Here is a 24,120-nt window from a genome sequence, read left to right on the forward strand (position 1 = left end):
AGAATGGTTAATGAATATTAAATAATGAGCTTGTCGGGAACTTTTTGCAATGATTCGGCGTCTTATATTTACGAGTGATTATTATAAATGAAAAAGTAAAAAATGAAAAAAGCTATTTTGACACTTTTGATGATTCCTGCTTTTGTCGGGATGTTGTTTTCTTGCTCTGAAGTCAAAACGGATGCAAAGAAGTTGGAAGGTAAATGGAATATTGTGGAAGTAAAAGGAGAAAAAATACTGAAAGAAGGTTTGCCCAATATGGAGTTTGATATGAAAGATAATAAAGTTCACGGTAATGCCGGATGTAATATCTTTAATTCGACTGTCGTGCTGGACGACCAGGATATTTCTTCCATCACGATCAACCCCGCAGCCACTACCATGATGGCTTGTCCGGATATGGAGATCGAAGATGCGATCTTGAAAGCTATGGGAAACGTGAAAGGTGTGAAGGCCGGCCAGTCCGAAAATGAAATGTTGCTGGTCGATGCTGACGGTAACGTGTTGATGGTTTTGTCAAAAAACTAATTGGATAGAAATGAAGAAGTACATGTATCTTTGTCTTGCGGCGTTGAGTATCGGTATCTTTGCTTCTTGTAAGGCGAAAAAAGGTGTGGAAGCGACTTTCTCCGACCTGGATGGTAGTTGGAATATTGTCGAATTGAACGGCAAGGTGTTGAATCCTGCCGAGACGAATCAAGTCATCGAGTTCGACGTGGCTCGCCATTCCCTTTCCGGAAGAGCTGGATGCAATCGGATGATGGGGCAGATCGAATACAGCGATTCCCGCAAGAATATCATTAAATTCCCGCAGGTTGCGACAACGCGTATGGCTTGTCCGGATATGAGTGGTGAGCGTGAATTGTTGCAGGCTTTGGATAAAGTCGTTCGCTTTGATGCAGTAGGTGAGGTGAAACCGGTCAATAAAATCGCTTTATATGGCACGGACAATACCAAATTGATGGTAATTGAAAAGAAGTGACTTTCATTGTGAAATGTTTGGAAGGCGGTTCCGGTTGTGACGGGCCGCCTTTTTTATTTCGGCCTGCAAGGGATGATCAGGGTGAAGCGGCTGCCTTTTCCTTCCTGGGAAGAAAGGGTGATTCGCCCCTCCAGGCGCTCGGCGATGGTTTGACAGATCGATAGGCCCAGTCCGGTACCTTGTGCAAATTCGTCCACCTTGAAGAAACGTTCGAACACTTTCTTCTGGGCCTCTTCCGACATGCCTTTTCCTGTATCTTCGACAAAGACATGAACTTCTTTCTCCTCCTTCTTATAGACAGCTCCTAACAGGATGTGCCCTTTAGTGGTGAACTTGACGGCATTGTTGATGAAATTCGTAATCACTTGCGTGAACCGGAAACGGTCTACATGAATGATAAGTTCCGTTTCTTGGAATTCTTTCAGGAAACGGATATTCGACGGCATAAGCAGGTGATGTGTCTGGTAGATCTCTTCTAACAGTTCGTTTAGAGAGCAATCGTCGAAAGCGAAAGACATCCGTCCCGACTCAATGCGCGAGAGTTCCAGGATATCATTAATCAGTTTCAGCAGCAGATTACTGTTTTTGTTGATCGTATTGCGGAAAAGGTCTTTTTCTTCATCGGTCAATTCCTTTTCGTCTTGTAATAGGTTGGTGAAACCGACTATCGCATTTAACGGTGTGCGTATCTCATGGCTCATGTTGGCGAGGAATGCCGATTTCATCTTATTGGCTTCTTCGGCTCGCTCTTTCTCTTCGATCAACCGGAGTTGCACCTGCCTTTTCCGTTCGCTTTCGCGGTAGTACATGTAAATGAGGTGAAGGATGATATAGACGATTGCTATGACGAGCAGGATTCCGCCTGCAATAATATAGTTTAGGTAACGGACTTCCAGTGGCATGTTATAGATGATGCTTCCCTGTGGCAGATCGCTCAACCGTATGTTGAAACGTTGCATCTCTTTCCAGTCGAAAGCAAATGTTTTGGGGCTTTCTACGATAGGAATGTCATTTGGAGAAGTGCCTTTCAGGATGCGGGCAGCTGTTTGGGCAACACAATCAGCCTGGATTTGCAAGGTAGTGAAATAGCCACCGGTGATCCCTCTGTTGTCGTTGAACCCGTTGTTAATGACTGTGAAGTTCGGCACATTGGCCAGGCGTCCGACGGTCAGGACATTGAAGTCGAGAATGATTTGTATGCAGGCGGTGTAAGGCTTGTCTTCAAATACCCAAAGAAGCTGGCGGGCGGTCAGGTTGGCTGTTGAGGTCGTATATAAGGCAGAAGCGCCTTCTTTGCCGGGCTGGATTTCCGTGGAAGTAGTTTGGGGCCTTGTTTGATACAATCCTTCGTAAACAGCTATTCCATGTCCCTGGATATTGTCCATCAACGTTTCGAACGCTTTTCTGCCGATGAATTCTTTCGTTTTGAAGATCAGTATTTTTGATCTTCCGTATAGTTTTTCGATCAGTTGTATGTTTTTCAGATATTCAGGCTTGTCCCAATAACCCGTGAAGTTGGGATGCTGTTCCAATAGTTCCCAGTTGGGAAAGTTGACACCTGAAAAGACAACCGGAATCGTCTTGCCGAGCGGATGGTTGCAGGCCATTAAAGTATAGGTAGCCTGATCGTCATTGGAAATGATGATGTCCGGTTTGAAACTTAAAGTGTCGAGAAAGGAGTACATCCGGGCTTCTTCGTCTGTGGCATTATAGCGTTCGCAGTCCAGGTAGAATGTGTGGATGGAAGAGTATATCTGCTTTTCCTCCAGTTCCTCGTGCAGCAGCTTGTCGAACTTGGAGTAGGCACTCAGGCTTTGATTGTATGACTGTATGACAAGGACATTAAACAGTTCCTTCCCTTTTTTATCGGAGGAACCCTTTGCTTCACGCGGAAAACAAAGGGCCAATATCAATATCGCTATGTATATATGTATTTTCAAGGAAGAAGCACTTATCAATTGTACCCGTATGTTTTAAAAAACCGTTCAAAGTTAACGATAATCGGGATATAACAAGTACTTCTTTCTGATTTTCTTATATTTATTTAATGCCGGTTGCCAACTTGCGCGTATTTCGTTCTCCTTTAAGCCGCGGACAATCTGGAAACGTAATTCTTTTGTCCCGGCAAGCAGGTCGAACCATTGTGGGCGGGTGAAGAAAAAAGCTTGGTCGTTGCCTGCTTTATTATAGAAATCAAGGAGGAATTTCAGCGTCAATCCCCCGGTAAAGGGATATTCTCTCAAGTCCGTGCCGTAGCATTCCTTGTCCTTATGCAACGGTTTCGTGTCGAAACCTGGCAAGGAGGTGGGCGTAAAGGTGAAATCTCCGTATCTGGCATCGGGTGCTCCCAATATCTGGAATGGATAATAGGTCCCGCGACCGACACTGATATTGGTCCCTTCGAAGAAACAGAGTGAAGGGTAGAGACGGATCGACTGGTCGTTCGGCAGGTTGGGAGAGGGCTTTACCGGTAACCAGTACGGATCTCCGTGACGCCAGTTTTCCATCTTGACGATATGCAGTTTACAGGTGTCGGGAGTACTTTTCAGCCAACCTTCCTTGTTGATCATCCAAGCCAGTTCGCCAACCGTCAGACCGTGCAGTATGGGTAATGGGTCAACGCCGACAAAGGATTCGAATCCTTTCTGGCGGACAGGACCGTCAACGAAGTCGTTCGGGTTAGGGCGATCCAGGACGATAAATTCGACATCGTTTTCGGCACAGGCTTCCATCACATAATGCATGGTGCTGATGTAAGTATAAAAGCGGACTCCGACATCCTGAATGTCGAACACGACCACGTCCAAGCCGGCCAACTGCTCGGCTGTCGGCTTCTTGTTCTTTCCGTATAGGGATATGATGGGGACTCCTGTTTTTACGTCACGGCTGTCTTTGATCTCGGCTCCCGCATCGGCCGTCCCGCGGAAACCATGTTCAGGGGCGAACACTTTCTTTATGTTGATACCCTCTTCCAACAAGGCGTCCAGCAAATGCTTCTGCTGCTTTTCGAGGATGGAGGTTTGGTTCACTACTAATCCGACCTGTTTGTCTTTCAACAGACGGGTAACGACGTCCATACGTTCGGCTCCCAATTTTAGAGGGGCTTTCTGTGGAGTGACGGCCTGGATTTCAGACATTAAGAACAGGCTTAACAGCCAGAAGGCATACCTGATAACTGTTCTCATAGACTCATTCCTTACTATTTGTTTCTGCAAAAGTAACGATTCTTTTTGTTTATTGCGTATCTTTGTCTCTCAATAAAGCGATTGATTGTTATGAACCCTTTAGATATTATTGCCAAATATTATCCGGTAGGTTCGGAGGCGTACCGGATTTTGGTTATTCATAGTAGAAGTGTGGCAGATAAAGCTTTGGCTATAGCCCGGATGCATCCGGAGATGAATCTTGACCTTACCTTTGTAGAAGAGGCAGCTATGCTGCACGATATCGGTATTTTCCGTTGTAATGCTCCCGATATCGATTGTCATGGAGATGCGGAATATATTTGCCACGGTTATCTGGGGGCCGAATTGATGCGGGCGGAAGGTTATCCCCGCCATGCCCGCGTGTGCGAACGGCATACGGGAACAGGTATTACGCTGGCAATGATTGAAGAACGAGGTTTGCCTCTTCCGCACCGGGACTTTATGCCGGAAACCTTGGAAGAACAACTGATTTGCTACGCCGACAAGTTTTACAGCAAAACGAAACTGGACAAAGAAAAATCTGTCGAAAAGGTAAAACAGGGCCTTTCGAAGTATGGAAACGAAACTGTCGAACGGTTTGATAACTGGTGTAAACTCTTTTTAGGGGAATAAAAAGGGATTGGCTCGCTAAATTGTTATACATTTGCCCGCTGTAACACACTGCAAATAACGACGGAATGTTTTTGAAATACAAATGCCTGATTATTTTGTTGCTTTTCCTTACTGGAAACATGATGACTGAGGCGCAGGAACTTATAGCCCCGACCGATACCGTGATGGCCGTTGTGGGCGATACGGTCGTATCTGCCGGACAAGATAGTGTGCTTGCGTTAGACAGTGTACCGAAGAAGCAGACAGGGCTGGACGCTCCGGTTTCTTACCAGGCGAAAGACTCCATCATCATGACGGGAGCGAACTGGGCTTATCTATTTGGGGAAAGCGATGTGAAATATCAACAAATCGAACTTCAGTCCGAGAAAATCGAGATGAATATGGACAGTAGCCTGGTGTATGCCACTTTCGGCCTCGACTCGATCGGGGAGGAATTCGGCTATCCTCTTTTCAAAGATGGCGACCAACAGTATGAATCCAAGACGATGCGCTATAATTTCGGTACGAAAAAAGGATATATCACAGATGTGATCACGCAACAAGGCGAAGGTTATGTGACGGCCGGACGTACCAAAAAGATGGACAACGATGTCCTGAATATGAAGGGGGGACGGTATACGACTTGCGACGAGCATGATCACCCCCATTTCTATATCCAGATGACGAAGGCGAAAGTCCGCCCGAAGAAAAATATCGTGACGGGTCCCGTCTATATGGTGTTTGAGGACGTCCCGCTTTATCCGATCGGTCTGCCTTTCTGTTTCTTCCCGTTTTCGAGCTCTTATTCTTCGGGCATTATCATGCCCACTTTCGGGGATGAAAGTTCGCGTGGTTTCTATCTGCGCGACGGCGGGTATTATTTTGCGTTGAGCGATTATATGGACCTGGCCTTGACCGGTGAAATCTATACGAAAGGTTCTTGGGGACTGTCGGCTCGTTCTTCTTATCGGAAACGGTATAAGTTTTCGGGCAGTTTCAATGCCTCCTATCTGGTTACCCGTTTGGGCGACAAGGGACTTCCCGATTATAGCTTGTCTAAGGACTTCAAGCTGAACTGGACACACTCGCAGGACCCGAAGGCAAATCCGTACCGGACTTTCTCGGCGAGTGTGAACTTTGCGACCAGCAGTTATGACCGTAATAACCTGAACAGCTTCTATCCTGGCTCGCAAGGTTTTGCAGATGCGAACCAGAATACCAAAGGGTCCAGTATCAGTATAACACAGCGTTTCCCGAATAATCCGTTCAGTATTTCGGCTACCATGAATGTGAACCAGCGTTCGAAAGACTCGACGATCTCGCTGACATTGCCTGATATTACAATTACGATGAGTCGTATCTTCCCGTTCAAGCGGAAGAATGCGGTCGGAAAAGAACGTTGGTATGAGAAGATTTCCATGAGTTACAACGGTTACCTGCGTAATAGTATCGATACGAAAGAAGACAAATTGTTCAAGTCGAGCTTGGTGAAGGATTGGCGGAATGCCATGCAGCACCAGATTCCGGTGAGTGCTACTTTCTCTTTGTTCAAGTATTTGAATATCTCGCCGTCGTTCAATTATACCGAACGTTGGTACACCAATAAGGTGGAAAAAGCATACGACATGCAGAAGAAGCAGGTGGTTGCGCGTGATACGACTTATGGTTTCTACCGCGTATTCGATTACAGCACATCCGTTTCAGCTTCCACCACGCTATATGGTTTCTATAAACCGTTGCCGTTTTTGGGTGACAAGATCAAGATGATTCGTCATCGTTTCGAACCTTCGGTAACGTTGAGTTATACGCCTGATTTTGGAGCTTCCAAATATGGTTTCTGGAAAGATCTTATGTATGAAGATCAATATGGACAGACGCAGCAGATCTCTTATTCGCCGTTTGAAGGCGGTATGTTTGGGACGGCCCCTAACGGGAAGTCGGGGAGCGTGAGTTTTCAGTTAGATAACAATCTCGAAATGAAGATCAAGTCGGATCGCGATTCGACAGGTGAGCGTAAGATCAGTCTGATCGATAAGTTGTCGTTGGGGATGAGTTATAATATGGCGGCCGATTCGTTCAAGTGGAGTGACTTGAGTGTAGGCTTGCGTCTCAAGTTTTCGAAGAGCTATACATTGAACCTGAACGGTACGTTCGATACCTATACCTATGGCTACGATGAAGCGACGAAGACCGTTCGCCGGTTGGATATTCCGCGTTGGCAGGCCGGTAAAGGATTAGGCCGTTTGCGCCAGACCGGTACGAGTTTCTCTTATACCTTTAATAATGATACGTTCGGCAAATTGTTCGGCAAGAAAGATAATAACGACGATTCCAACAACCCTCCGACAGACCCCAATGCATCGAACGATCCGGAATTCGAACAAATCTCTTCGGGAGAGGAAGGGGACCAGCAGGGTAAAATGGAAGGAGGCCGATTGCGTGGTGCCAAGAAAGATACGGGTGAGTTCGATTCGTATGGCTATATGGTCAATAAAGTGCCCTGGAGCCTTTCGTTCAGCTATAGCATGCAATTGCGTTATGGAGACTTTGACCCGAGCAAGCTCGAATATAAGTACAAGCTTACACATGCATTGAGCTTTAACGGTAATATCCAGCCGACGAAGAACTGGCGTTTTAACTTTAATGCCACCTATGACTTCGATACGCATAAGATATCCTATATGACTTGCAATATCACTCGCGACCTGCATTGCTGGCAGATGACTGCCAGTTTTGTGCCGGTGGGACCTTATAAGTCCTATACCTTCAATATTGCAGTAAGTTCGTCTTTGCTGAAAGACCTGAAATGGCGCCAGAGCAGCAACTATCGTGACGGGCAGAAATGGGAGTAATTCCAATTGTCAATTGATAATTACCAATCTATTGGTGTCTGTCCGGTTGCGATCAGATAATCATTTGCTTTGCTGAAATGCTTGTTCCCGAAGAATCCGCGGTAAGCGGAGAGGGGAGACGGATGAGCCGATTTCAATATCAGGTTGCGGGAGGCGTCGATGAAAGCGCCTTTCCGTTGTGCATACGACCCCCACAGGATGTAAACGATATGGCTTCGCTCTTCTGTCAGGCGGTGGATTACGGCATCCGTGAATTCTTCCCAACCTTTATTCTGGTGTGAGCCGGCTTGGTGTGCACGAACCGTCAGGGTTGCATTGAGAAGCAGGACGCCCTGGTCCGCCCAACGGAGCAGATTGCCGGTTTGCGGCATGGGTTTGCCTAAATCGCTTTCGATTTCTTTGAAGATGTTGACGAGCGACGGGGGAAAGGGTGTCCCGTCTTGGACGGAGAAACAAAGTCCGTGTGCCTGTCCGGGTTCATGATAGGGGTCTTGTCCGAGAATGACTACTTTGACTTTGTCGAACGGACAGTGTTCGAACGCACTGAAGATACAGGGACCAGGAGGATAGACGGTTCTTTGGCGGTATTCTTCTTTAACAAAGGTGATCAACTGGCTGAAATAATCCTTTTCAAACTCAGAACTTAATCGTTCTTTCCAGCTCTGTTCTATCTTGACGTCCATAATGGTAATTGAAAATTGAAAATTAGAAATTGGAAATTCTCTTTATTACGCGAATATCAGAAATAATTATCAATAATCCATCCTTAATTTTCAATTTTCAATTTTTAATTATCAATTAGATCAAGTACATACCGGCAGCACGGGCTTCACGACGCATTTCTTCCGGCCATATACTTGCTTGAATTTCACCGATATGGGCTTTGCGGAGGTAAAACATACACAAGCGACTTTGTCCGATACCTCCCCCGATACTTAGAGGCAGTTCGTTGTTTAGCAAGCGTTTGTGGAAATATAGTTCTTTTTTTTCTTCCGCGTTGCAAATCTCCAACTGGCGGAGCAAGGCTTCCTTATCCACACGAATACCCATGGAGGACAGTTCGAGCGAACGGTTCAGTACTTCGTCCCAGACGAGCAGGTCGCCGTTTAATCCGACTTGTCCGTTTTCTGCAATTGTCGACCAGTCGTCATAGTCCGGAGCGCGTCCGTCATGTTTCTCTCCGTTGCTTAACTTACAACCGATACCGATAATGAAAACGGCTCCGTATTCTTTCGTAATCGCATCTTCCCGTTCTTTCGGCGTGAAGGTCGGATATTTTTGCAATAAATCTTCGGAGTGTATGAAATGGATTTGCTGGGGCAATGTAGGACGGATTTCAGGGAACATCTCATAGACCAGATATTCGGTACGTACCATGGCTGCGTAGATGCGACGTACGATTTCTTTCAGAAAATCTACATTCCGTTCTTCGGCTCCCATGACGCGTTCCCAGTCCCATTGGTCGACATATAAAGAATGTAGGTTTCCCAACTCTTCGTCAGAGCGGATAGCGTTCATGTCGGTATAGATACCGTAGCCTTTTTCGATTTGATAATCAGCAAGAGTAAGGCGTTTCCATTTGGCAAGCGAATGGACGATTTCAGCTTTGGCATCGTCCAAATCCTTGATCGGAAACGTGACCGCACGTTCCGTTCCGTTCAGGTCGTCATTGATACCCATCCCTTTTAAAACGAACAACGGAGCAGTGACGCGCCGCAACCGTAATTCGGAAGACAGGTTTTGCTGGAAAAAGTCTTTGATCTTTTTGATACCCATCTCGGTCTGCGATAAGTTCAATAAAGCCTTATATCCTGCTGGTTTAATTAAGTAACTCATATACTTGTTGTGCTTTATGTTTGTGAATAATGCGTGGCAAAGATACTAATTAATGGCAAAATAGCAATTATGTGCCTTTTTTTATTTGCAAAATGGAAGTGATTGTCGTTAGGATGCTTGCAAAATATCAAAAGTAATCTTTTTTTGCCCGTTCATTTGTTTTCCTGCAAGATTATATATACTTTTGCGCTGTCTTTGGCTGGGTAGCTTAGCTGAATAGAGCGTCAGATTCCGGTTCTGAAGGTCGTGGGTTTGAATCCCACCCTGGTCACAAAAGGATTTCCAAGTGTTGGAAGTCCTTTTTTTATGGGGTTACGCGTAAACTTTTCTTTTTTATTTATGTTTTATAAATGAATAACTAATTTAAGAAAGAACAAAGATTATGTCAGTGGTTTATAAATTTCTTTTTCCTGCCAAGCCGGTAGGAAATGCTTTTTCTCTTTTTTTGTTGGCGTTGCGTATCCTTTTCGGAGTATTGCTGCTTTCGCATGGTATCCAGAAATGGACGAATTTTAGTGTCATGTCGGAATCTTTCCCGGATCCATTGGGTGTAGGAAGTACGTTGTCGTTGGGGCTGGCTGTTTTCGGTGAGGTATTTTGTTCCGTAGGCTTTATATTCGGTGCGTTTTATCGTCTGGCTATGATCCCGATGGTCTTTACAATGGGAATGGCTTTTTTTGTGATACACGGGAATGATCCGTTTGCCGTGAAGGAACTGGCCTTTATTTATCTGGTGGTATTTGTGCTGATGTACATAACGGGACCGGGTAAATTTTCTATCGATCATGTCATATCTTCTGCATTATATAAAAAGAAACGGTGAGGTTCTATAGGGGAAGCTGTTAGGTGTATACGAAAGGAAACAAAAAGGCGGGAATTATTATTCCTGCCTTTTTTGTTGTGTTAGCCTTCTTTTAAAGAATAGTGGGAGAATAAGGTGTTTCTTTGTGTTGGTTGGGAAATAAAAAAAGCAATCATGTAATCATGATTGCTCTTAAAAAAAAGTGGGCGTTGACGGATTCGAACCGCCGACCCTCTGCTTGTAAGGCAGATGCTCTGAACCAGCTGAGCTAAACGCCCGAATATGAAATCATTTTGGTGATGAGTGGGCGTTGACGGATTCGAACCGCCGACCCTCTGCTTGTAAGGCAGATGCTCTGAACCAGCTGAGCTAAACGCCCAAAGTGAAATCAATTCGTTATGAAAGGTGGGCGTTGACGGATTCGAACCGCCGACCCTCTGCTTGTAAGGCAGATGCTCTGAACCAGCTGAGCTAAACGCCCTTTCATTTGTTCATTAAGTTTGATATGCTCTATCTCTCTAAAGCGCTGCAAAGATACGGCTTTTTTTATTACCTCCAAATATTTTTGCGAAAAAGTAGAAAAAAACTTCATCTCCGCCTATATGTATTAAGATTTATAGTAACTTTGCAACTCCATATTAATAATGTATATGATATTTTCGACACTGACAGCAATTTCGCCTGTAGACGGGCGATATAGAAATAAAGCCGAGAACCTGGCGGCTTACTTTTCAGAGTATGCGCTCATTAAATACAGAGTGCAGGTTGAGATCGAGTATTTTATTACTCTGTCTGAATTCTTACCGCAGCTTCGTGCGTTGACGACTGGGGAGAATAAAGAGGCTTTGCGGAAAATTTACCGCGAGTTTTCGGTTGAGGACGCTACCCGTATTAAAGAGATCGAGAGTGTGACAAATCATGATGTAAAGGCTGTTGAATATTTTATAAAAGAGAAATTCGATTTGTTGTCTTTGCAGGAATATAAGGAATTTATCCATTTCGGATTGACTTCCCAGGATATTAACAATACATCCGTTCCATTGTCTATCAAGGATGCACTGAACGAAGTGTATTTTCCCGGTTTGCAAGAAGTGATCGACATGTTGAAGAAATATGCCGAAGACTGGGCGGATGTTCCCATGTTGGCCAAGACACATGGGCAGCCGGCTTCTCCTACCCGTTTAGGAAAAGAAGTGATGGTGTTTGTTTACCGTTTGGAACAACAGGTGAAGCTGTTGAAAGCGACTCCTGTTTCTGCTAAGTTCGGTGGAGCAACCGGTAATTTCAATGCGCATCATGTGGCTTTTCCGGAATATGACTGGAAAGCTTTCGGGAATAAGTTTGTGAATGAAGTGTTGGGACTGAGCCGTGAGGAATGGACGACACAGATTTCCAACTATGACAACATGGCTGCTATTTTTGACGGGATGAAACGTATCGATACGATTTTGATCGATTTGTGCCGTGATTTCTGGCAGTATGTTTCTATGGAGTATTTTAAACAGAAGATCAAAGCCGGTGAGGTCGGTTCTTCTGCTATGCCGCACAAGGTGAATCCGATCGATTTCGAAAATGCGGAAGGTAATTTGGGTATGGCAAATGCTATCTTGACGCACCTGGCAACCAAGTTGCCGATTTCACGTTTGCAGCGCGACCTGACAGACTCTACAGTCCTTCGTAATGTCGGTGTGCCGATGGCTCATGTCGAAATCGCATTCAAAAGTTTAACAAAAGGGCTGGGTAAGTTGTTATTAAACGAGAAAGCATTGTACCGGGATTTGGATAACTGCTGGGCTGTAGTGGCCGAAGGAATTCAGACTATCCTTCGTCGTGAAGGGTATCCGAAACCTTATGAAGCATTAAAAGCCTTGACTCGTACAAATGAAGGTATCACAGCCGAATCGATCAGTAATTTTATTGATACGTTGCAGGTTAGCGATGCTGTTAAAGCTGAATTAAAGGCGATAACGCCGCATAATTATACAGGTATTTAGTGAGAAACAATGGGTAGCCGTGAGGTTACCAAGTAGTTAATTATCATTTAATTTACATCAAATGAGCACAGAAGAAAGAGATGAATCTCAACCGCGTCCAAGAAAGGTGATACCAAGTATCAGACGGGAAAACACAGACCAGGATTCTGAAAGAAGACCTTACAATCAAGGTTATAACAGACCTGAGGGAAACAACTATGAACGGAGACCATATAACCGCGGAGGTTATAATTCTTATGGGGACAACCGCTCTTATGGAGACAGACCGAGTCGCCCGCGTACGTATGATAACCGTGATGGCGGTTACAACAAACCGTATAACCGCGATAATGGTGGAAACCGTAGCTATGGCAACTCTAATCGTGAAGGCGGCTATAACAGCAGACCTTCTTATGGTAGCAATCGCCCTTACGGTAACAACGATCGCCCTTCTTACGGCAATGACCGTTCTTATGGGAACGATCGTCCGTACAATCGTCCGTCTCGCCCGAACTATGAAGACAGAGGAAAGGCTTATTCGGCTACTCCGTCCGGCGAAGGTGTTTCGGGTGATGGTGTAAAGAAAAGAAGACCGCGTGTAGGTGATACCCGTGTAAGTTCGTCTTACGATAATCGTGATAATCGTGGTGGCAGACCTTCATACGGTAATAACAACAACCGTTATGGAAATGGCGGCGGACGTGGCGGCTACAATAACAACAGACGTCCGAACAACAATCGCCGTACCGGTGATTACAATCCGAATGCCAAGTATAACTTCCAGAAGCAGTTGAAGTATAAAGAAGTGCTGGCAGATCCTAACGAACCGATCCGCTTGAATAAGTTCTTGTCCAATGCAGGTGTTTGTTCTCGTCGCGAGGCGGATGAATTTATCCAGGAAGGAGTTGTTCAGGTAAATGGTCAGATTGTAACTGAATTGGGAACGAAGATTACGCGTCAGGATACGGTGTTGTTCAAAGACCAGCCGGTTCAGATCGAGAGTAAAGTGTATATCGTCCTGAATAAGCCGAAGAACTGTGTGACAACTTCGGATGATCCTCAGGAACGTCTGACTGTCATGGATTTGGTAAAGAACGCTTGCCAGGAACGAATTTATCCGGTGGGACGTCTGGACCGTAATACGACAGGTGTACTGTTGCTGACGAACGATGGCGATCTGGCTTCCAAGCTGACGCATCCTTCTTTCAAGAAGAAGAAAATCTACCATGTATGGTTGGATAAGAACGTATCTATCGAAGATATGGAAAAGATCGCTAACGGATTAGAGCTTGAAGACGGAGAAATCCATGCTGATGCCATCAGTTATGCAAGCGAAGATGATAAGAGCCAGGTCGGTATCGAAATTCACTCAGGACGTAACCGTATCGTCCGTCGTATTTTCGAATCACTGGGCTATCACGTGGTTAAACTGGATCGTGTATATTTTGCCGGTCTTACAAAAAAGAACCTTGGACGTGGAAAGTGGCGTTATCTGAACGAACGTGAAGTGAACGCGCTCCGCATGGGGGCTTTCGAATAATATAGAGTTTAGCCGGTTGGAAAAGCCGGCTAACTTGTTTTGATTACCTAAGAATAAAAATATAAACATGGAAGCAATTAAAAGAACAAAAATTGTAGACGTACTGAAAAGCGAAGCTTTCGGTACGACCGTTAACGTGAAAGGATGGGTCCGTACCCGCCGTGGTAGTAAACAGGTTAGTTTCATAGCCTTGAATGACGGTTCTACAATAAATAATGTTCAGATCGTTGTAGACGTGGACAAGCTGGGCGAAGAATTTCTGAAGCCGATAACAACAGGTGCGAGTATCAGTGTAAACGGTACGTTGGTGCAGTCGCAAGGAAAAGGCCAGAATGTGGAGATCCAGGCTACTGAAATAGAAATTTACGGTTCTGCCGATCCGAATACTTATCCTTTGCAGAAAAAAGGCCATTCGATGGAGTTCCTACGTGAGATCGCTCATCTCCGTCCACGTACGAATACATTCGGAGCGGTGTTCCGTATTCGTCATAACATGGCTTATGCCATTCATAAATTTTTCCATGACAGAGGGTTCTTCTATTTCCATACACCGCTGATCACAGCTTCCGACTGTGAAGGTGCGGGTCAGATGTTCCAGGTGACGACCATGAACCTCTATGATCTGAAGAAGGATGAAAACGGATCTATCGTTTATGATAACGATTTCTTCGGTAAACAGGCGAGCCTGACCGTTTCTGGACAGTTGGAAGGTGAATTGGCGGCTACGGCTTTGGGACAGATTTATACATTCGGTCCGACTTTCCGTGCGGAAAACTCCAATACGCCGCGCCACTTGGCCGAGTTCTGGATGATCGAGCCGGAAGTGGCTTTCAATGATATCCTGGACAATATGCAGTTGGCGGAAGAGTTCATCAAGTATTGTGTACAATGGGCTTTGGACAACTGTATGGATGATATCAAATTCTTGAACGATATGTTCGATAAGGGTTTGATCGAACGTTTGCAGGGAGTGTTGAAAGACGATTTCGTCCGTTTGTCTTATACGGAAGGAATCAAGATTCTGGAAGAGGCCGTTGCTAAAGGCCACACGTTCGAGTTCCCGGTATATTGGGGTGTCGACCTGGCTTCTGAGCATGAACGTTTCCTGGTTGAAGAGCATTTCAAACGTCCGGTAATCCTGACTGACTATCCGAAAGAGATCAAAGCTTTCTATATGAAGCAGAATGAGGACGGCAAGACGGTTCGTGCGATGGATGTGTTGTTCCCGAAAATCGGTGAAATTATCGGTGGTTCCGAGCGTGAAGCCGATTATGACAAACTGTTGAACCGCATCAATGAAATGGGGATTCCTATGAAGGATATGTGGTGGTATTTGGATACCCGCCGCTTCGGTACGGTTCCTCATTCCGGTTTTGGTTTGGGCTTCGAACGTCTGCTGTTGTTTGTGACAGGTATGACAAATATTCGCGACGTGATTCCTTTCCCTCGTACACCGAAGAATGCCGATTTCTAATTTCGCATAGAATTGAAAAATCAAAACTCCGCATAGAACGTTCAGAGGACTATGCGGAGTTTTTTATTTAATCTTCATCTTCCAAGTCGATTGGGATCTGCCGTTTGAACGCTTCCTTGAAAGAGATCAGCGATTCGGTTCGGGCAAGGCCTAACGGTTGAAGCTTATTATGGATAATGCTTAGCAAATGCTGGTTATTCTTTGCATATATCTTTATGAATAAATCATATTGTCCAGTCGTGTAGTGACATTCAACCACCTCCGGGATTTCCTTCAGAGCCTCCGTCACCGATGGAAACTGCCCGGGAGATTTGAGGTACAAACCCATGTATGCACAAGTTTCATAACCTACTTTTGTGTTGTCGACGATAAATTCAGATCCTTTGATTACACCCAGGTTGGTAAGTTTTTGTATACGTTGGTGTATTGCTGCACCCGATACATTACACTCCCGTGCAACTTCGAGGAAAGGCATACGGGCATTGCCTATGATTAGTTTTAATATCTTCTCGTCAAGTTCATCCAGTTGATGGTGTGCCATAATTTATCTATATTTGTATATCTGTATAAATCAGTTCTTACAATCTTAATACAAATATAAATAATCTCTAATGATTAACCTCTATTTTTTAGTGGAATATTTTAGTTTGTAAGTTTCTTTAGTAATAATAATCTTCAATTTTATAGTTTTATGAGTTTACAATCAGTAGTAGCATGTAGGTCTGTAAAAGACTTTTCTGATCCGGCATTGGATCTGATAGAGAGAACGTACACAGAATCTTTTCCGGAAGTGGAACGCCGTGACTTTTCGCTTGTCCGCAATTTGGTTAGAGACGAATCCCGGTTTATCGTGTATGCTTTATCAAAAGAAGACCGGTATGTCGGCTTCATCACCGGTTGGCTTTTTGACGGTTATACTTATGTGGAGCATTTTGCAATTGATCCGGCGGCCCGTAATGGAGGAATAGGGGCTGAGGCAATGAAGCAATTTCTGGTCTTCTGCGGTACTCCGGTTGTTCTGGAAGTAGAAATGCCTACTGATGAGATGAGCAAGCGCAGGATTGGCTTTTATGAACGTTTGGGCTTTAAACTGGACAATCAGGTTTATCACCAGCCTCCTTACCGGGAAGGTGGAGAATGGCTGGAGATGCGGCTTATGACATATGGCGATGTTGATCTGGAGCATTCTTTCGAGCTGGTGAAGAATTGTCTTCATAAGAATGTGTATGGAGTGAAAGATGGGCTCACCCGGTGATCGTTTTGCACATTGCCTATTTGTTTTCTCGTTCTAATTCGACGATTTAAGTGGCAGTAGCCATGTTTCTGTTGTCAAACAGTCCAACTGTAGAGCTTTTGCCCTTAGTCGAATGTGCTTTCGCCCTTGGTCAAAAGCGCTTTCGACTAAGGGCAAAAACCTTTTCGACCAAGGGCGAAAAGTAAAAAAGTGGTAGCTATTGCTGTAAATAGCTATGTGTCTATTTATTATTGGATGGGTGTCATGTCCTTTGAGGGAAAGGGCTCTGATCGGTGACTAAAAGGCAATAAAAAAGGCGGGGTTAGAAACCTCGCCTTTTTTATTTTGTGTATCCAGAGATTAGTCAGCAGCCTGACGGGCAGAATAACTAATCTTCAATGCGTATGCTTCACGAAGCGCCTGCTTCACGTCTGTGATCAGACCCATCTTGGTTTCCTTATCGGCCTTGATGGAGACTGTCATAAACGGCTGGTCTTCTTCTTTCATACTGGATTTTTCCTGAGCGATGTAGTCCTGAATTTCCGATACTTCAGCGAACTTGTCGTTCAACTGCAAGCGGGCTTCAGAACCCATTTTAGCCTGATATTCCTGGGTCGGCTTTCCTACATAGATGAATGTAACCAACGATTTCTTTTCCAGCTTCTGAAGTTCAGTAGCCTGTGGAGCGCGGAATTGCACCATCAATGTTACTTCACGCATGGATGTTACCATCATGATGAAGAACAAGAATGCGAACACCAAGTCAGGTAATGATGACGTATTCAATTCGGGCATTTCACGTCCGCCCGCTTTACTAAACTTTCCCATTACTTCTTATCTCCATAATTTTTAGGTTCTGCCTCAGAAATCTTTTGCGGATAAATCTGCTGCACAGCCTTTTGTTGGTCTTCATCTAGATCTGCGAATAATTTTCCGAATTTCTTTCTGGAAATATCATCACGCAATTCGTTGTATGCCTTTGCCAATTCGTTCTGAACGCTGATATAAGCCTGATATTCGGTACCACGGTCATTCTGTAAAGAAATTACGTGTTTTTTAGCGGTCATTACTTTTCCGAAGAAAGGAACGTCCTCTTCAACCTTTTCAGGTTTATTTGCGTCATTATACGGGTTGTCAATGAACTCTTTTACCTTGTCTTTCAGTTGCTTGATGTCGGTAGGTTCACCGTTAAAGAGGATTTGGTTACTGCTGTTGATCAGCACGACAACCAAGTTTCTCTTGTTAACATCAACATCATTCTTCTTTTGGTCTTTAGGAACAGGAGGCGGCAAACGTCTTGCCAGACCTTTATCTGTATCCATGGATGTAGTAATAAGGAAGAAGATAAGCAACATGAAAGCAATATCGGCTGAAGACGATCCATTAATACCCGGTGTCTTTCTTTTACTACCCATTTCTTTCTTGTTTTATCAATTCGTTATTACTATTATTTACCGAGCATTCTTTTGACAGAGCCCCAAACCACACATGCAACGATTAAAACCAGCAGGACAACTGTAGACCAAATCCACATATCTGTGATTTGCAACCAACCGGCTGTGTTATATTTCTGAGAATCTGCATTCAGACCTTGTAACGGAGTTCCATCACCGATTGAATAAGTGATAAACAGCATTGCAACGAAAGCAACTACGACACCTAAAGCAGAAAGAGCTGATTTAGGATTAACTTTCAGCAGGGTGATAAACTGCCAAACAGCAAATAACACCATGCAAATGATTGTGACGAAGAATAATGCTGAAGTCCAATTAAGCAAAAGACCTGTATATACATATTCTTTCATTTCTTCTCCCGGATTCGTGATGCCTCCGCCGAAGAACATACCCAGAACGACAATACTGATAAGCGATACTATCAGTAATGTCCAACTGGACATTTTTCTTATTTTAGTAACTGCCATAGTTGTTTCTTATTTTTTAAATTTGAGGTTATATTTAATAACTAAGTCCAGCAAAGTGATAGAAGCATCTTCCATCTGGTTCAGGATAGCTTCCAGTTTGCTCAACAAATAGTTATAGAATATCTGAAGGATCAAAGCAACGATCAAACCACCTACTGTTGTGATCAAGGCCACTTTCATACCACCTGCTACAACCGTCGGGCTGATATCACCAACCTGTTCGATTTTATCGAACGCCATGATCATACCTACTACAGTTCCCAAGAATCCTAATGACGGAGCCATTGCGATAAACAATGTGATCCAAGACATGTTCTTTTCCAAAAGACCACCCTGAACACCACCATAAGAAACAATAGATTTTTCAACAACATCAATACCCTGGTCGATTCTCATCAAACCCTGGTAAGCGATAGAAGCGATAGGACCTCTTGTGTCACGAGCAATAGCTTTTGCACCTTCTACATCACCTTTATCCAAAGCATCTTCGATACCTTTCAGCAATTTGCTGGAGTTAGTTTCAGCCAAGTTCAGGTAAATGATTCTTTCCAAGCAGAAAGCCAAACCGAAAATCAATGCGATGGCAACCAAACTCATGAAGTCGGCACCACCTTCGATAAACTTAGTCTTCAAAGCCTGGTACATGCCACCTTCAACAGCGGTTTCGGTAGCTTCTTGCGCGAATGCTACAGAAGAGATTCCAAGAGCACATAAACTCATGAACGTTTTTGCAAAATACTTTTTCATTGTGTGTTTAATTTTTAAGATTAATAATTCTCTTATTTGTTTTTATTTTTTGTTATTAATAATCGTCATGGTATCTTAAAGCGGAGAGAGCGGGATTCGAACCCGCGAAACCCTTTAGGGGTTTACACGCTTTCCAGGCGTGCCTCTTCAACCACTCGAGCATCTCTCCAAAAACGAGCTACCGCTTCTCTAAAACGGGTGCAAAATACGAAAAAAATCGCATATCCAAACGTTTCAGTGCACAAATCTATAGTTTTTGCCTGACATATACACAATATCTGGTGGATAAATTTTGAATACGCGCGAAAATATCTCACGATATTGGTTTATTCTCGATTTTAAATAGTTTTAGAGCATTTATCCGTGTTGTTTCAACGGTCTCTTCGAGTGTCAGTCCATAGGTCTGGGCTACTTTTTCAGCCGTTTTCCAGATATAGGCCGGCTCGTTCCTTTTTCCTCTGTAGGGAACAGGGGCGAGATAGGGGGCGTCTGTCTCCAATACTATTTTTCGGATGTCTGTCTGCCGGATGATTTCCGACAGCCTGGAGTTTTTAAATGTAATGACTCCATTTATCCCGATTTTGAAATTATTTAATTTTTTAATCTCTTCCAATTCGGCTTCATTACCGGTAAAACTATGAAAGACTCCGGTGAGCGTGTCGGCTCCTACCTTATATAGAGAATCGAAAACTTCCGGGTATGCTTCGCGGGTATGAATGGCGACCGGCAGGTTGAGGTCGATGCTCCATCTGAGCTGTTCCTCGAATACTTCTTTCTGCTCCTTCAGGTATGTTTTGTCCCAATACAGGTCTATACCTATTTCCCCGATTCCGCAATAAACACGTTTACCGAGCCATGACTCTGTTTCCTTCAGATTTTTTGCATAATGCTCGTCAACGCTGGTCGGATGCAGTCCCATCATCGGATAGGCGAAATCCGGATAACGGTCGCATAAGTCATGCATCCGCCTGATGGTGCTCGTGTCGACATTCGGAAGTAGCAGGGTGTCTATGCCCGACTCTTTTGCGATTGTGACCAGTTGATCCTGTTCCGGATCAAAATCCTCTAAGTACAGATGGTTGTGTGTGTCGATCAGTTTCATTTTAAGACTGGCGGTTCATTAAACGGGCGCTGACTTCTTTCAGTATGTTTAGCCTTTCGGGAGCTACGTTTAATGAGGTTAGACAGTTCATTGCCTGATTATAATATGCGTGTATTTTTTCTTCGGACAACTCTTTTAACCGCAATTGATCATAGATGGCTGTTACGGCGGCGATTTTCTCTGCCGGATCGAATGTCTTTTTACCTATCCAACTGTTCAGTTCCGCTTTTTGAGTATTTGAAGCAAGGCGTAAAGCGTTGATCAGCATGAATGTCTTTTTGTTGCAGAGTATGTCTCCTCCAATATTTTTGCCGAAAGTGGCCGTGTCTCCGTAGACATCCAACAGGTCATCCTGCAATTGGAAGGCCAGTCCGATGTTGATGCCGAACTGATACAGCGTTTCGGCATCGGCTTTCGGAGCGTTCCCCATGATGGCTCCCATCTTCAGGGCACAGGCTAGCAATACGGCCGTTTTCAGTCGGATCATTTCGATATATTCCTCTTCCGTTACATCGGTTCTCGATTCGAACTCCATGTCGTACTGCTGCCCGCCGCATATTTCAAGCGCCGTACGGGTAAACAGGTCTAATATTTCTTTTAATGATTCGGATTCTGTTTCGCCGATCAGTTGATAGGCTGCGATCAGCATGGCATCGCCGGATAGGATGGCTGTGTTGGCATTCCATACTTTATGGACGGTCGGTTTGTTTCTTCTTTTATCGGCATCGTCCATCAGGTCGTCGTGCAAAAGGGTGAAGTTATGGAATACTTCAAGCCCTAACGCCGGATTGACGGCTGTATCTACGTTTTCCTTATATAAGTTACATGCCATCAGTACGAGTGCCGGACGGATTCTTTTTCCACCGAGTGAAAGTATGTACTCGATTGGGTCGTATAAGCTTTTGGGCGGATAGGTGAATTGGAGCCGGGTAATTTCCTGCTCTATTTTCTGTAGGATGTCATTGAAAGCGAACATAGATTATTTGTTTAAATAAAAAAGGCTGCGATAGAAGCAGCCTTTTTGTACTATTTACATGTTATTATTGCAGTCTGAATGTAACAGGCACTGTGTATTTAACACGTACGGGTTTACCTCTCTGTTTGCCCGGTGACCATTTCGGCATGCTGTTGATCACACGGAGAGCCTCTTTATCCAGTGACGGGTCAACACCACGGATAACTTCTGCGTCTACGATAGAACCGTCTTTGTTAACCACAAACGAGCAGGATACACGACCCTGGATACCGTTTTCCTGAGCAATAACCGGATACTTGATTGATTTTGCCAGGTATTGTAACAAAGCTCCTTGTCCGCCGGGGAATTCAGGCATTGTTTCTACAACAGTAAAGATCTGCTGTGAAGATTCCTCTTCTTCTTCAACTACTGCGGGAGGAGTATAAGCTTCAACCTGTGCAGAAGCGGCATCGTCTTCGGATGATACGATTTCGACGTCGTCCAACTTGACGTCATCTTCTACAACGGTTAATACTTCTGCCACAGCAGGTGCGGGAGGTGGCGGTGGAGGGGGAGGAGTGTCCTCCGGTCTCGTAATTTCAACTTCTTCTTCTGCGATGATATCAGCAACGCCCTGATCTTGGACGATTGTGATTTCACGGTCGCTCCATTCGAAGCCCACGAACAGTACTGCAAGTCCGACGATCATACCCATCAGGATACCCATCGTCTTACCTTTTTCCAGGTCCGCTTTCGGTGATTTCTTAACTTCCATATCTCTTAGTGTTTAAAGATGTGTTTTTCTTCTGCGACAAATATACGGAGTTATTTTTTAAATCCGAACAATTCGTATTAAATATACGCTATTTTTACTTTTTTTTTGACTGAGAATAAAAATAATAGCTCCCAATATACCTTTTTCGGCTTTTTCCCGTTTCTGTAAGTGGGGTGTATGTACCCGTTTTATTTATCTTTGTATGCATTTTACCAGAGAAATATGAGAAATATTCTATTTATATTCTTCTTTTCCTTCTTGTTACGGGCTGTTGTCGCGCAAACCGGCGACACCGGATATACTTTTCTTCGCTATCCTTCTTCGGCAAGAGCCAATGCGATGGGAGGCAATACGATGTCTCTGGTCGAAAGGGATCCTTCCCTGATTTTTCATAACCCGGCTTTATTGGGAGCCGAGATGGACCAGATGGTTAATCTGAATTACCTGAACTATATATCGGATATCAATGTCGGGAGCGCTCTTTTTACCAAGGCGTATAAAGAAAAAGGAGCTTGGGGTGTGGGAGCCTCGTTCTTCAGTCAGGGAAAGATACGGGGAATGTCGGAAGAAGGTCTTCCGACGGGAGATTTTACGGCAAAGGACATCAGTGTGAACGGTTTCTTCTCGTATGACCTTTCCGAGCGCTGGCGTGGCGGGGCTTCGTTGAAGTTTTTATATTCGGGTATCGGCGATTATACTTCGATCGGCATGGTGGTCGATGCCGGTTTGAGTTATTATGATTCTGAAAAAGGATTTTCTTTCGGTTTTGCTTTTAAAAATATCGGAGCCCAATTGAAAGCCTATGAAGATGAGCGCCAGAAGATGCCCTGGGATATCCAGTTGGGGATCACCAAACAGATGGCCCATGCGCCGATCCGTTTGTCGCTGACTGCACAGTATCTGACGAAATGGAAGGTTGAGTATGTAGACGATTACGATAGGGAGTATACAGGAGATAATTTTTTCAAGTCTTTTGTGAAGCATCTGGTGATCGGTGTTGATTATATCCCTTCCGACAACTTCTGGCTCGGTATCGGGTATAACCCCAAGACGGCGTTGGACATGAAATTGCAGGGAAGTAACGCTCTTGCCGGTTTTTCCGGTGGTGCTGGTGTGCGGATCAAGATGTTCGACGTCGGTGTTTCCGTAGCCAAATACCATCCTTCAGCTCTTTCCATGATGCTGAGCATCTCCACTACGATCAGCGATTTCTAAGTAAATTCGGTTTTTCGTTCTCCTTTACGATAGGACCTTTTGCCAATGGATTACTGGTCCGTTGGCTTCTTTGTCGTATCTCATAGATCGTCCGCTTGGTTGCGAACGGTTTCCGGATTATATGGAAAACAATAAAATATAAGGATGAATAGGATAATTTATAAGGAAGGGAGCGATAAACTGTTGTATATTTGCATTTCCTTTACATTAATATATGTAGTGATGAAAAAGATAATTATAGCGATAGACGGTGTCTCTTCTACCGGGAAGAGCACGATGGCAAAAGATTTGGCAAGGGAGCTGGGATATACCTATATCGATACAGGGGCGATGTACCGGGCTGTCACTTTGTACAGTTTGCAGCACGGTTTCTTTACAAGCGGCGGTATCGATGAACAGAAGTTGCAGGATGCCATGAACGATATCGATATCTCTTTCCGCTTTAACCCGGAAACCGGACGTCCGGATACCTATCTGAACGGCGTGAAAGTGGAGAAAGAAATACGGGGGATGGAAGTGGCCAACCGCGTGAGTCCGATTGCTGCTTTAGGTTTTGTACGCCGTGCGATGGTCGCCAAGCAACAGGAAATGGGGAAGGCGAAAGGGATCGTGATGGATGGTCGCGATATCGGTACGGTTGTCTTTCCGGATGCGGAACTGAAGATTTATGTGACAGCCAGCCCGGAAGTGCGTGCCCAACGGCGTTTGGACGAACTGAAAGCCAAAGGCGAGGTTGCTTCTTTTGAGGAAGTCCTTGAAAATGTGAAGACGCGTGACCATATCGATATGACTCGTGTAGAGAGTCCGCTTCGTAAAGCTGATGATGCGCTGGAGCTGGATAACTCGCATTTGACGATTGCCGAGCAGAAGGCTTGGCTCTTGGAACAGTATGAAAAGGTCGTTACATCAGACTAG

Annotated in this window: 23 protein-coding genes and 5 tRNA genes; 12 read left to right on the plus strand and 16 right to left on the minus strand. The window is 44.5% G+C overall.

Features of this window, described 5'->3' with window-relative positions:
• The first annotated feature begins 102 nt into the window (after positions 1–102).
• Positions 103–528, plus strand: a complete 426-nt coding sequence (locus NQ542_RS17280; RefSeq protein ID WP_005637320.1) for an META domain-containing protein — start codon at positions 103–105, stop codon at positions 526–528.
• 10 nt (positions 529–538) lie between these two features.
• On the plus strand, positions 539–982 hold the full coding sequence (locus NQ542_RS17285; protein WP_005637317.1) for an META domain-containing protein: 444 nt from the start codon (positions 539–541) through the stop codon (positions 980–982).
• A 53-nt stretch (positions 983–1,035) separates the two neighbouring features.
• On the opposite strand, the gene NQ542_RS17290 is transcribed toward NQ542_RS17285, so the two are convergent.
• Both NQ542_RS17290 and NQ542_RS17295 read right to left on the minus strand, forming a co-directional pair.
• Positions 1,036–2,940 carry a sensor histidine kinase gene (locus tag NQ542_RS17290; RefSeq protein WP_005650474.1) on the minus strand — a complete coding sequence of 635 codons (1,905 nt, stop codon included), beginning with the start codon at positions 2,938–2,940 and terminating at the stop codon, positions 1,036–1,038.
• A gap of 33 nt (positions 2,941–2,973) precedes the next feature.
• A complete protein-coding gene (locus tag NQ542_RS17295) occupies positions 2,974–4,167 on the minus strand; it encodes an exo-beta-N-acetylmuramidase NamZ family protein (protein WP_005637313.1) in 1,194 nt (397 codons plus the stop codon).
• A gap of 90 nt (positions 4,168–4,257) precedes the next feature.
• Here NQ542_RS17295 and NQ542_RS17300 point away from each other — a divergent pair, with 90 nt between their 5' ends.
• Positions 4,258–4,800: an HDIG domain-containing metalloprotein gene (locus tag NQ542_RS17300; RefSeq protein ID WP_005637310.1), complete on the plus strand. Its 543-nt coding sequence runs from the start codon at positions 4,258–4,260 to the stop codon at positions 4,798–4,800.
• Positions 4,801–4,865: 65 nt separating this feature from the next.
• Entirely contained in the window at positions 4,866–7,631 is a 2,766-nt protein-coding gene (locus NQ542_RS17305) for a putative LPS assembly protein LptD (RefSeq protein ID WP_005637308.1), read from the plus strand.
• A 20-nt stretch (positions 7,632–7,651) separates the two neighbouring features.
• Here NQ542_RS17305 and ung read toward each other — a convergent pair whose 3' ends face one another.
• Positions 7,652–8,314 (minus strand): uracil-DNA glycosylase, encoded by a 663-nt coding sequence (gene ung / locus NQ542_RS17310; protein ID WP_005637306.1) that lies wholly within the window; start codon positions 8,312–8,314, stop codon positions 7,652–7,654.
• Between the two features lie 115 nt (positions 8,315–8,429).
• A complete protein-coding gene (gene asnA, locus NQ542_RS17315; protein ID WP_005637304.1) occupies positions 8,430–9,467 on the minus strand; it encodes an aspartate--ammonia ligase in 1,038 nt (345 codons plus the stop codon).
• 197 nt (positions 9,468–9,664) lie between these two features.
• Here asnA and NQ542_RS17320 point away from each other — a divergent pair.
• Positions 9,665–9,738: transfer RNA gene (locus NQ542_RS17320), tRNA-Arg, on the plus strand.
• A 111-nt stretch (positions 9,739–9,849) separates the two neighbouring features.
• Positions 9,850–10,290: a DoxX family protein gene (locus NQ542_RS17325; RefSeq protein WP_005637295.1), complete on the plus strand. Its 441-nt coding sequence runs from the start codon at positions 9,850–9,852 to the stop codon at positions 10,288–10,290.
• Between the two features lie 182 nt (positions 10,291–10,472).
• Here the strand turns inward: NQ542_RS17325 and NQ542_RS17330 are convergent.
• From NQ542_RS17330 to NQ542_RS17340, 3 genes are all read right to left on the minus strand, one after another.
• Positions 10,473–10,547 (minus strand) — tRNA-Val (locus tag NQ542_RS17330).
• Between the two features lie 26 nt (positions 10,548–10,573).
• Positions 10,574–10,648 (minus strand) — tRNA-Val (locus NQ542_RS17335).
• A gap of 27 nt (positions 10,649–10,675) precedes the next feature.
• Positions 10,676–10,750: transfer RNA gene (locus NQ542_RS17340), tRNA-Val, on the minus strand.
• A gap of 169 nt (positions 10,751–10,919) precedes the next feature.
• On the opposite strand from NQ542_RS17340, the gene purB reads away from it, so the two are divergent.
• The 3 genes from purB (at position 10,920) to asnS (ending at position 15,256) form a co-directional block, all read left to right on the plus strand.
• Positions 10,920–12,263 carry an adenylosuccinate lyase gene (gene purB, locus NQ542_RS17345; RefSeq protein WP_005650469.1) on the plus strand — a complete coding sequence of 448 codons (1,344 nt, stop codon included), beginning with the start codon at positions 10,920–10,922 and terminating at the stop codon, positions 12,261–12,263.
• A 61-nt stretch (positions 12,264–12,324) separates the two neighbouring features.
• A complete protein-coding gene (locus NQ542_RS17350) occupies positions 12,325–13,782 on the plus strand; it encodes a pseudouridine synthase (protein ID WP_005650466.1) in 1,458 nt (485 codons plus the stop codon).
• Positions 13,783–13,849: 67 nt separating this feature from the next.
• A complete protein-coding gene (gene asnS, locus NQ542_RS17355; RefSeq protein ID WP_005637279.1) occupies positions 13,850–15,256 on the plus strand; it encodes an asparagine--tRNA ligase in 1,407 nt (468 codons plus the stop codon).
• A 67-nt stretch (positions 15,257–15,323) separates the two neighbouring features.
• On the opposite strand, the gene NQ542_RS17360 is transcribed toward asnS, so the two are convergent.
• The gene (locus NQ542_RS17360) at positions 15,324–15,797 is read right to left on the minus strand and encodes an Lrp/AsnC family transcriptional regulator (protein WP_005637278.1); all 474 of its coding nucleotides are present in this window, start codon (positions 15,795–15,797) and stop codon (positions 15,324–15,326) included.
• Positions 15,798–15,947: 150 nt separating this feature from the next.
• Between NQ542_RS17360 and NQ542_RS17365 the strand changes: the two genes are divergently transcribed.
• Positions 15,948–16,511, plus strand: a complete 564-nt coding sequence (locus NQ542_RS17365) for a GNAT family N-acetyltransferase (RefSeq protein WP_005637277.1) — start codon at positions 15,948–15,950, stop codon at positions 16,509–16,511.
• A 339-nt stretch (positions 16,512–16,850) separates the two neighbouring features.
• Here the strand turns inward: NQ542_RS17365 and NQ542_RS17370 are convergent, their stop codons facing one another.
• The 8 genes from NQ542_RS17370 to NQ542_RS17405 form a co-directional block, all read right to left on the minus strand.
• The gene (locus NQ542_RS17370; RefSeq protein WP_005637276.1) at positions 16,851–17,318 is read right to left on the minus strand and encodes an ExbD/TolR family protein; all 468 of its coding nucleotides are present in this window, start codon (positions 17,316–17,318) and stop codon (positions 16,851–16,853) included.
• Positions 17,318–17,905, minus strand: coding sequence for an ExbD/TolR family protein (locus tag NQ542_RS17375; protein WP_005637275.1), 588 nt, complete (start codon positions 17,903–17,905; stop codon positions 17,318–17,320). The genes NQ542_RS17370 and NQ542_RS17375 overlap by 1 nt, the downstream gene beginning before the upstream one ends.
• Positions 17,906–17,937: 32 nt before the next feature.
• The gene (locus tag NQ542_RS17380) at positions 17,938–18,411 is read right to left on the minus strand and encodes a hypothetical protein (protein ID WP_005637274.1); all 474 of its coding nucleotides are present in this window, start codon (positions 18,409–18,411) and stop codon (positions 17,938–17,940) included.
• A 9-nt stretch (positions 18,412–18,420) separates the two neighbouring features.
• Positions 18,421–19,158: a MotA/TolQ/ExbB proton channel family protein gene (locus NQ542_RS17385; RefSeq protein ID WP_005637272.1), complete on the minus strand. Its 738-nt coding sequence runs from the start codon at positions 19,156–19,158 to the stop codon at positions 18,421–18,423.
• An 81-nt stretch (positions 19,159–19,239) separates the two neighbouring features.
• A tRNA-Ser gene (locus NQ542_RS17390) sits at positions 19,240–19,327 on the minus strand.
• Positions 19,328–19,471: 144 nt separating this feature from the next.
• Positions 19,472–20,260 carry a TatD family hydrolase gene (locus tag NQ542_RS17395; RefSeq protein ID WP_005637271.1) on the minus strand — a complete coding sequence of 263 codons (789 nt, stop codon included), beginning with the start codon at positions 20,258–20,260 and terminating at the stop codon, positions 19,472–19,474.
• A 1-nt stretch (position 20,261) separates the two neighbouring features.
• Positions 20,262–21,236 (minus strand): polyprenyl synthetase family protein, encoded by a 975-nt coding sequence (locus tag NQ542_RS17400; RefSeq protein ID WP_005637270.1) that lies wholly within the window; start codon positions 21,234–21,236, stop codon positions 20,262–20,264.
• A 64-nt stretch (positions 21,237–21,300) separates the two neighbouring features.
• A complete protein-coding gene (locus NQ542_RS17405) occupies positions 21,301–21,990 on the minus strand; it encodes an energy transducer TonB (protein WP_005637269.1) in 690 nt (229 codons plus the stop codon).
• Between the two features lie 222 nt (positions 21,991–22,212).
• On the opposite strand from NQ542_RS17405, the gene porQ reads away from it, so the two are divergent.
• On the plus strand, positions 22,213–23,205 hold the full coding sequence (gene porQ, locus NQ542_RS17410) for a type IX secretion system protein PorQ (RefSeq protein ID WP_005637256.1): 993 nt from the start codon (positions 22,213–22,215) through the stop codon (positions 23,203–23,205).
• A 222-nt stretch (positions 23,206–23,427) separates the two neighbouring features.
• Positions 23,428–24,120 (plus strand): (d)CMP kinase, encoded by a 693-nt coding sequence (cmk, locus tag NQ542_RS17415; protein WP_036724312.1) that lies wholly within the window; start codon positions 23,428–23,430, stop codon positions 24,118–24,120.

Origin of the sequence: Parabacteroides merdae ATCC 43184, from assembly GCF_025151215.1 — a bacterium.
Lineage (GTDB): Bacteria > Bacteroidota > Bacteroidia > Bacteroidales > Tannerellaceae > Parabacteroides > Parabacteroides merdae.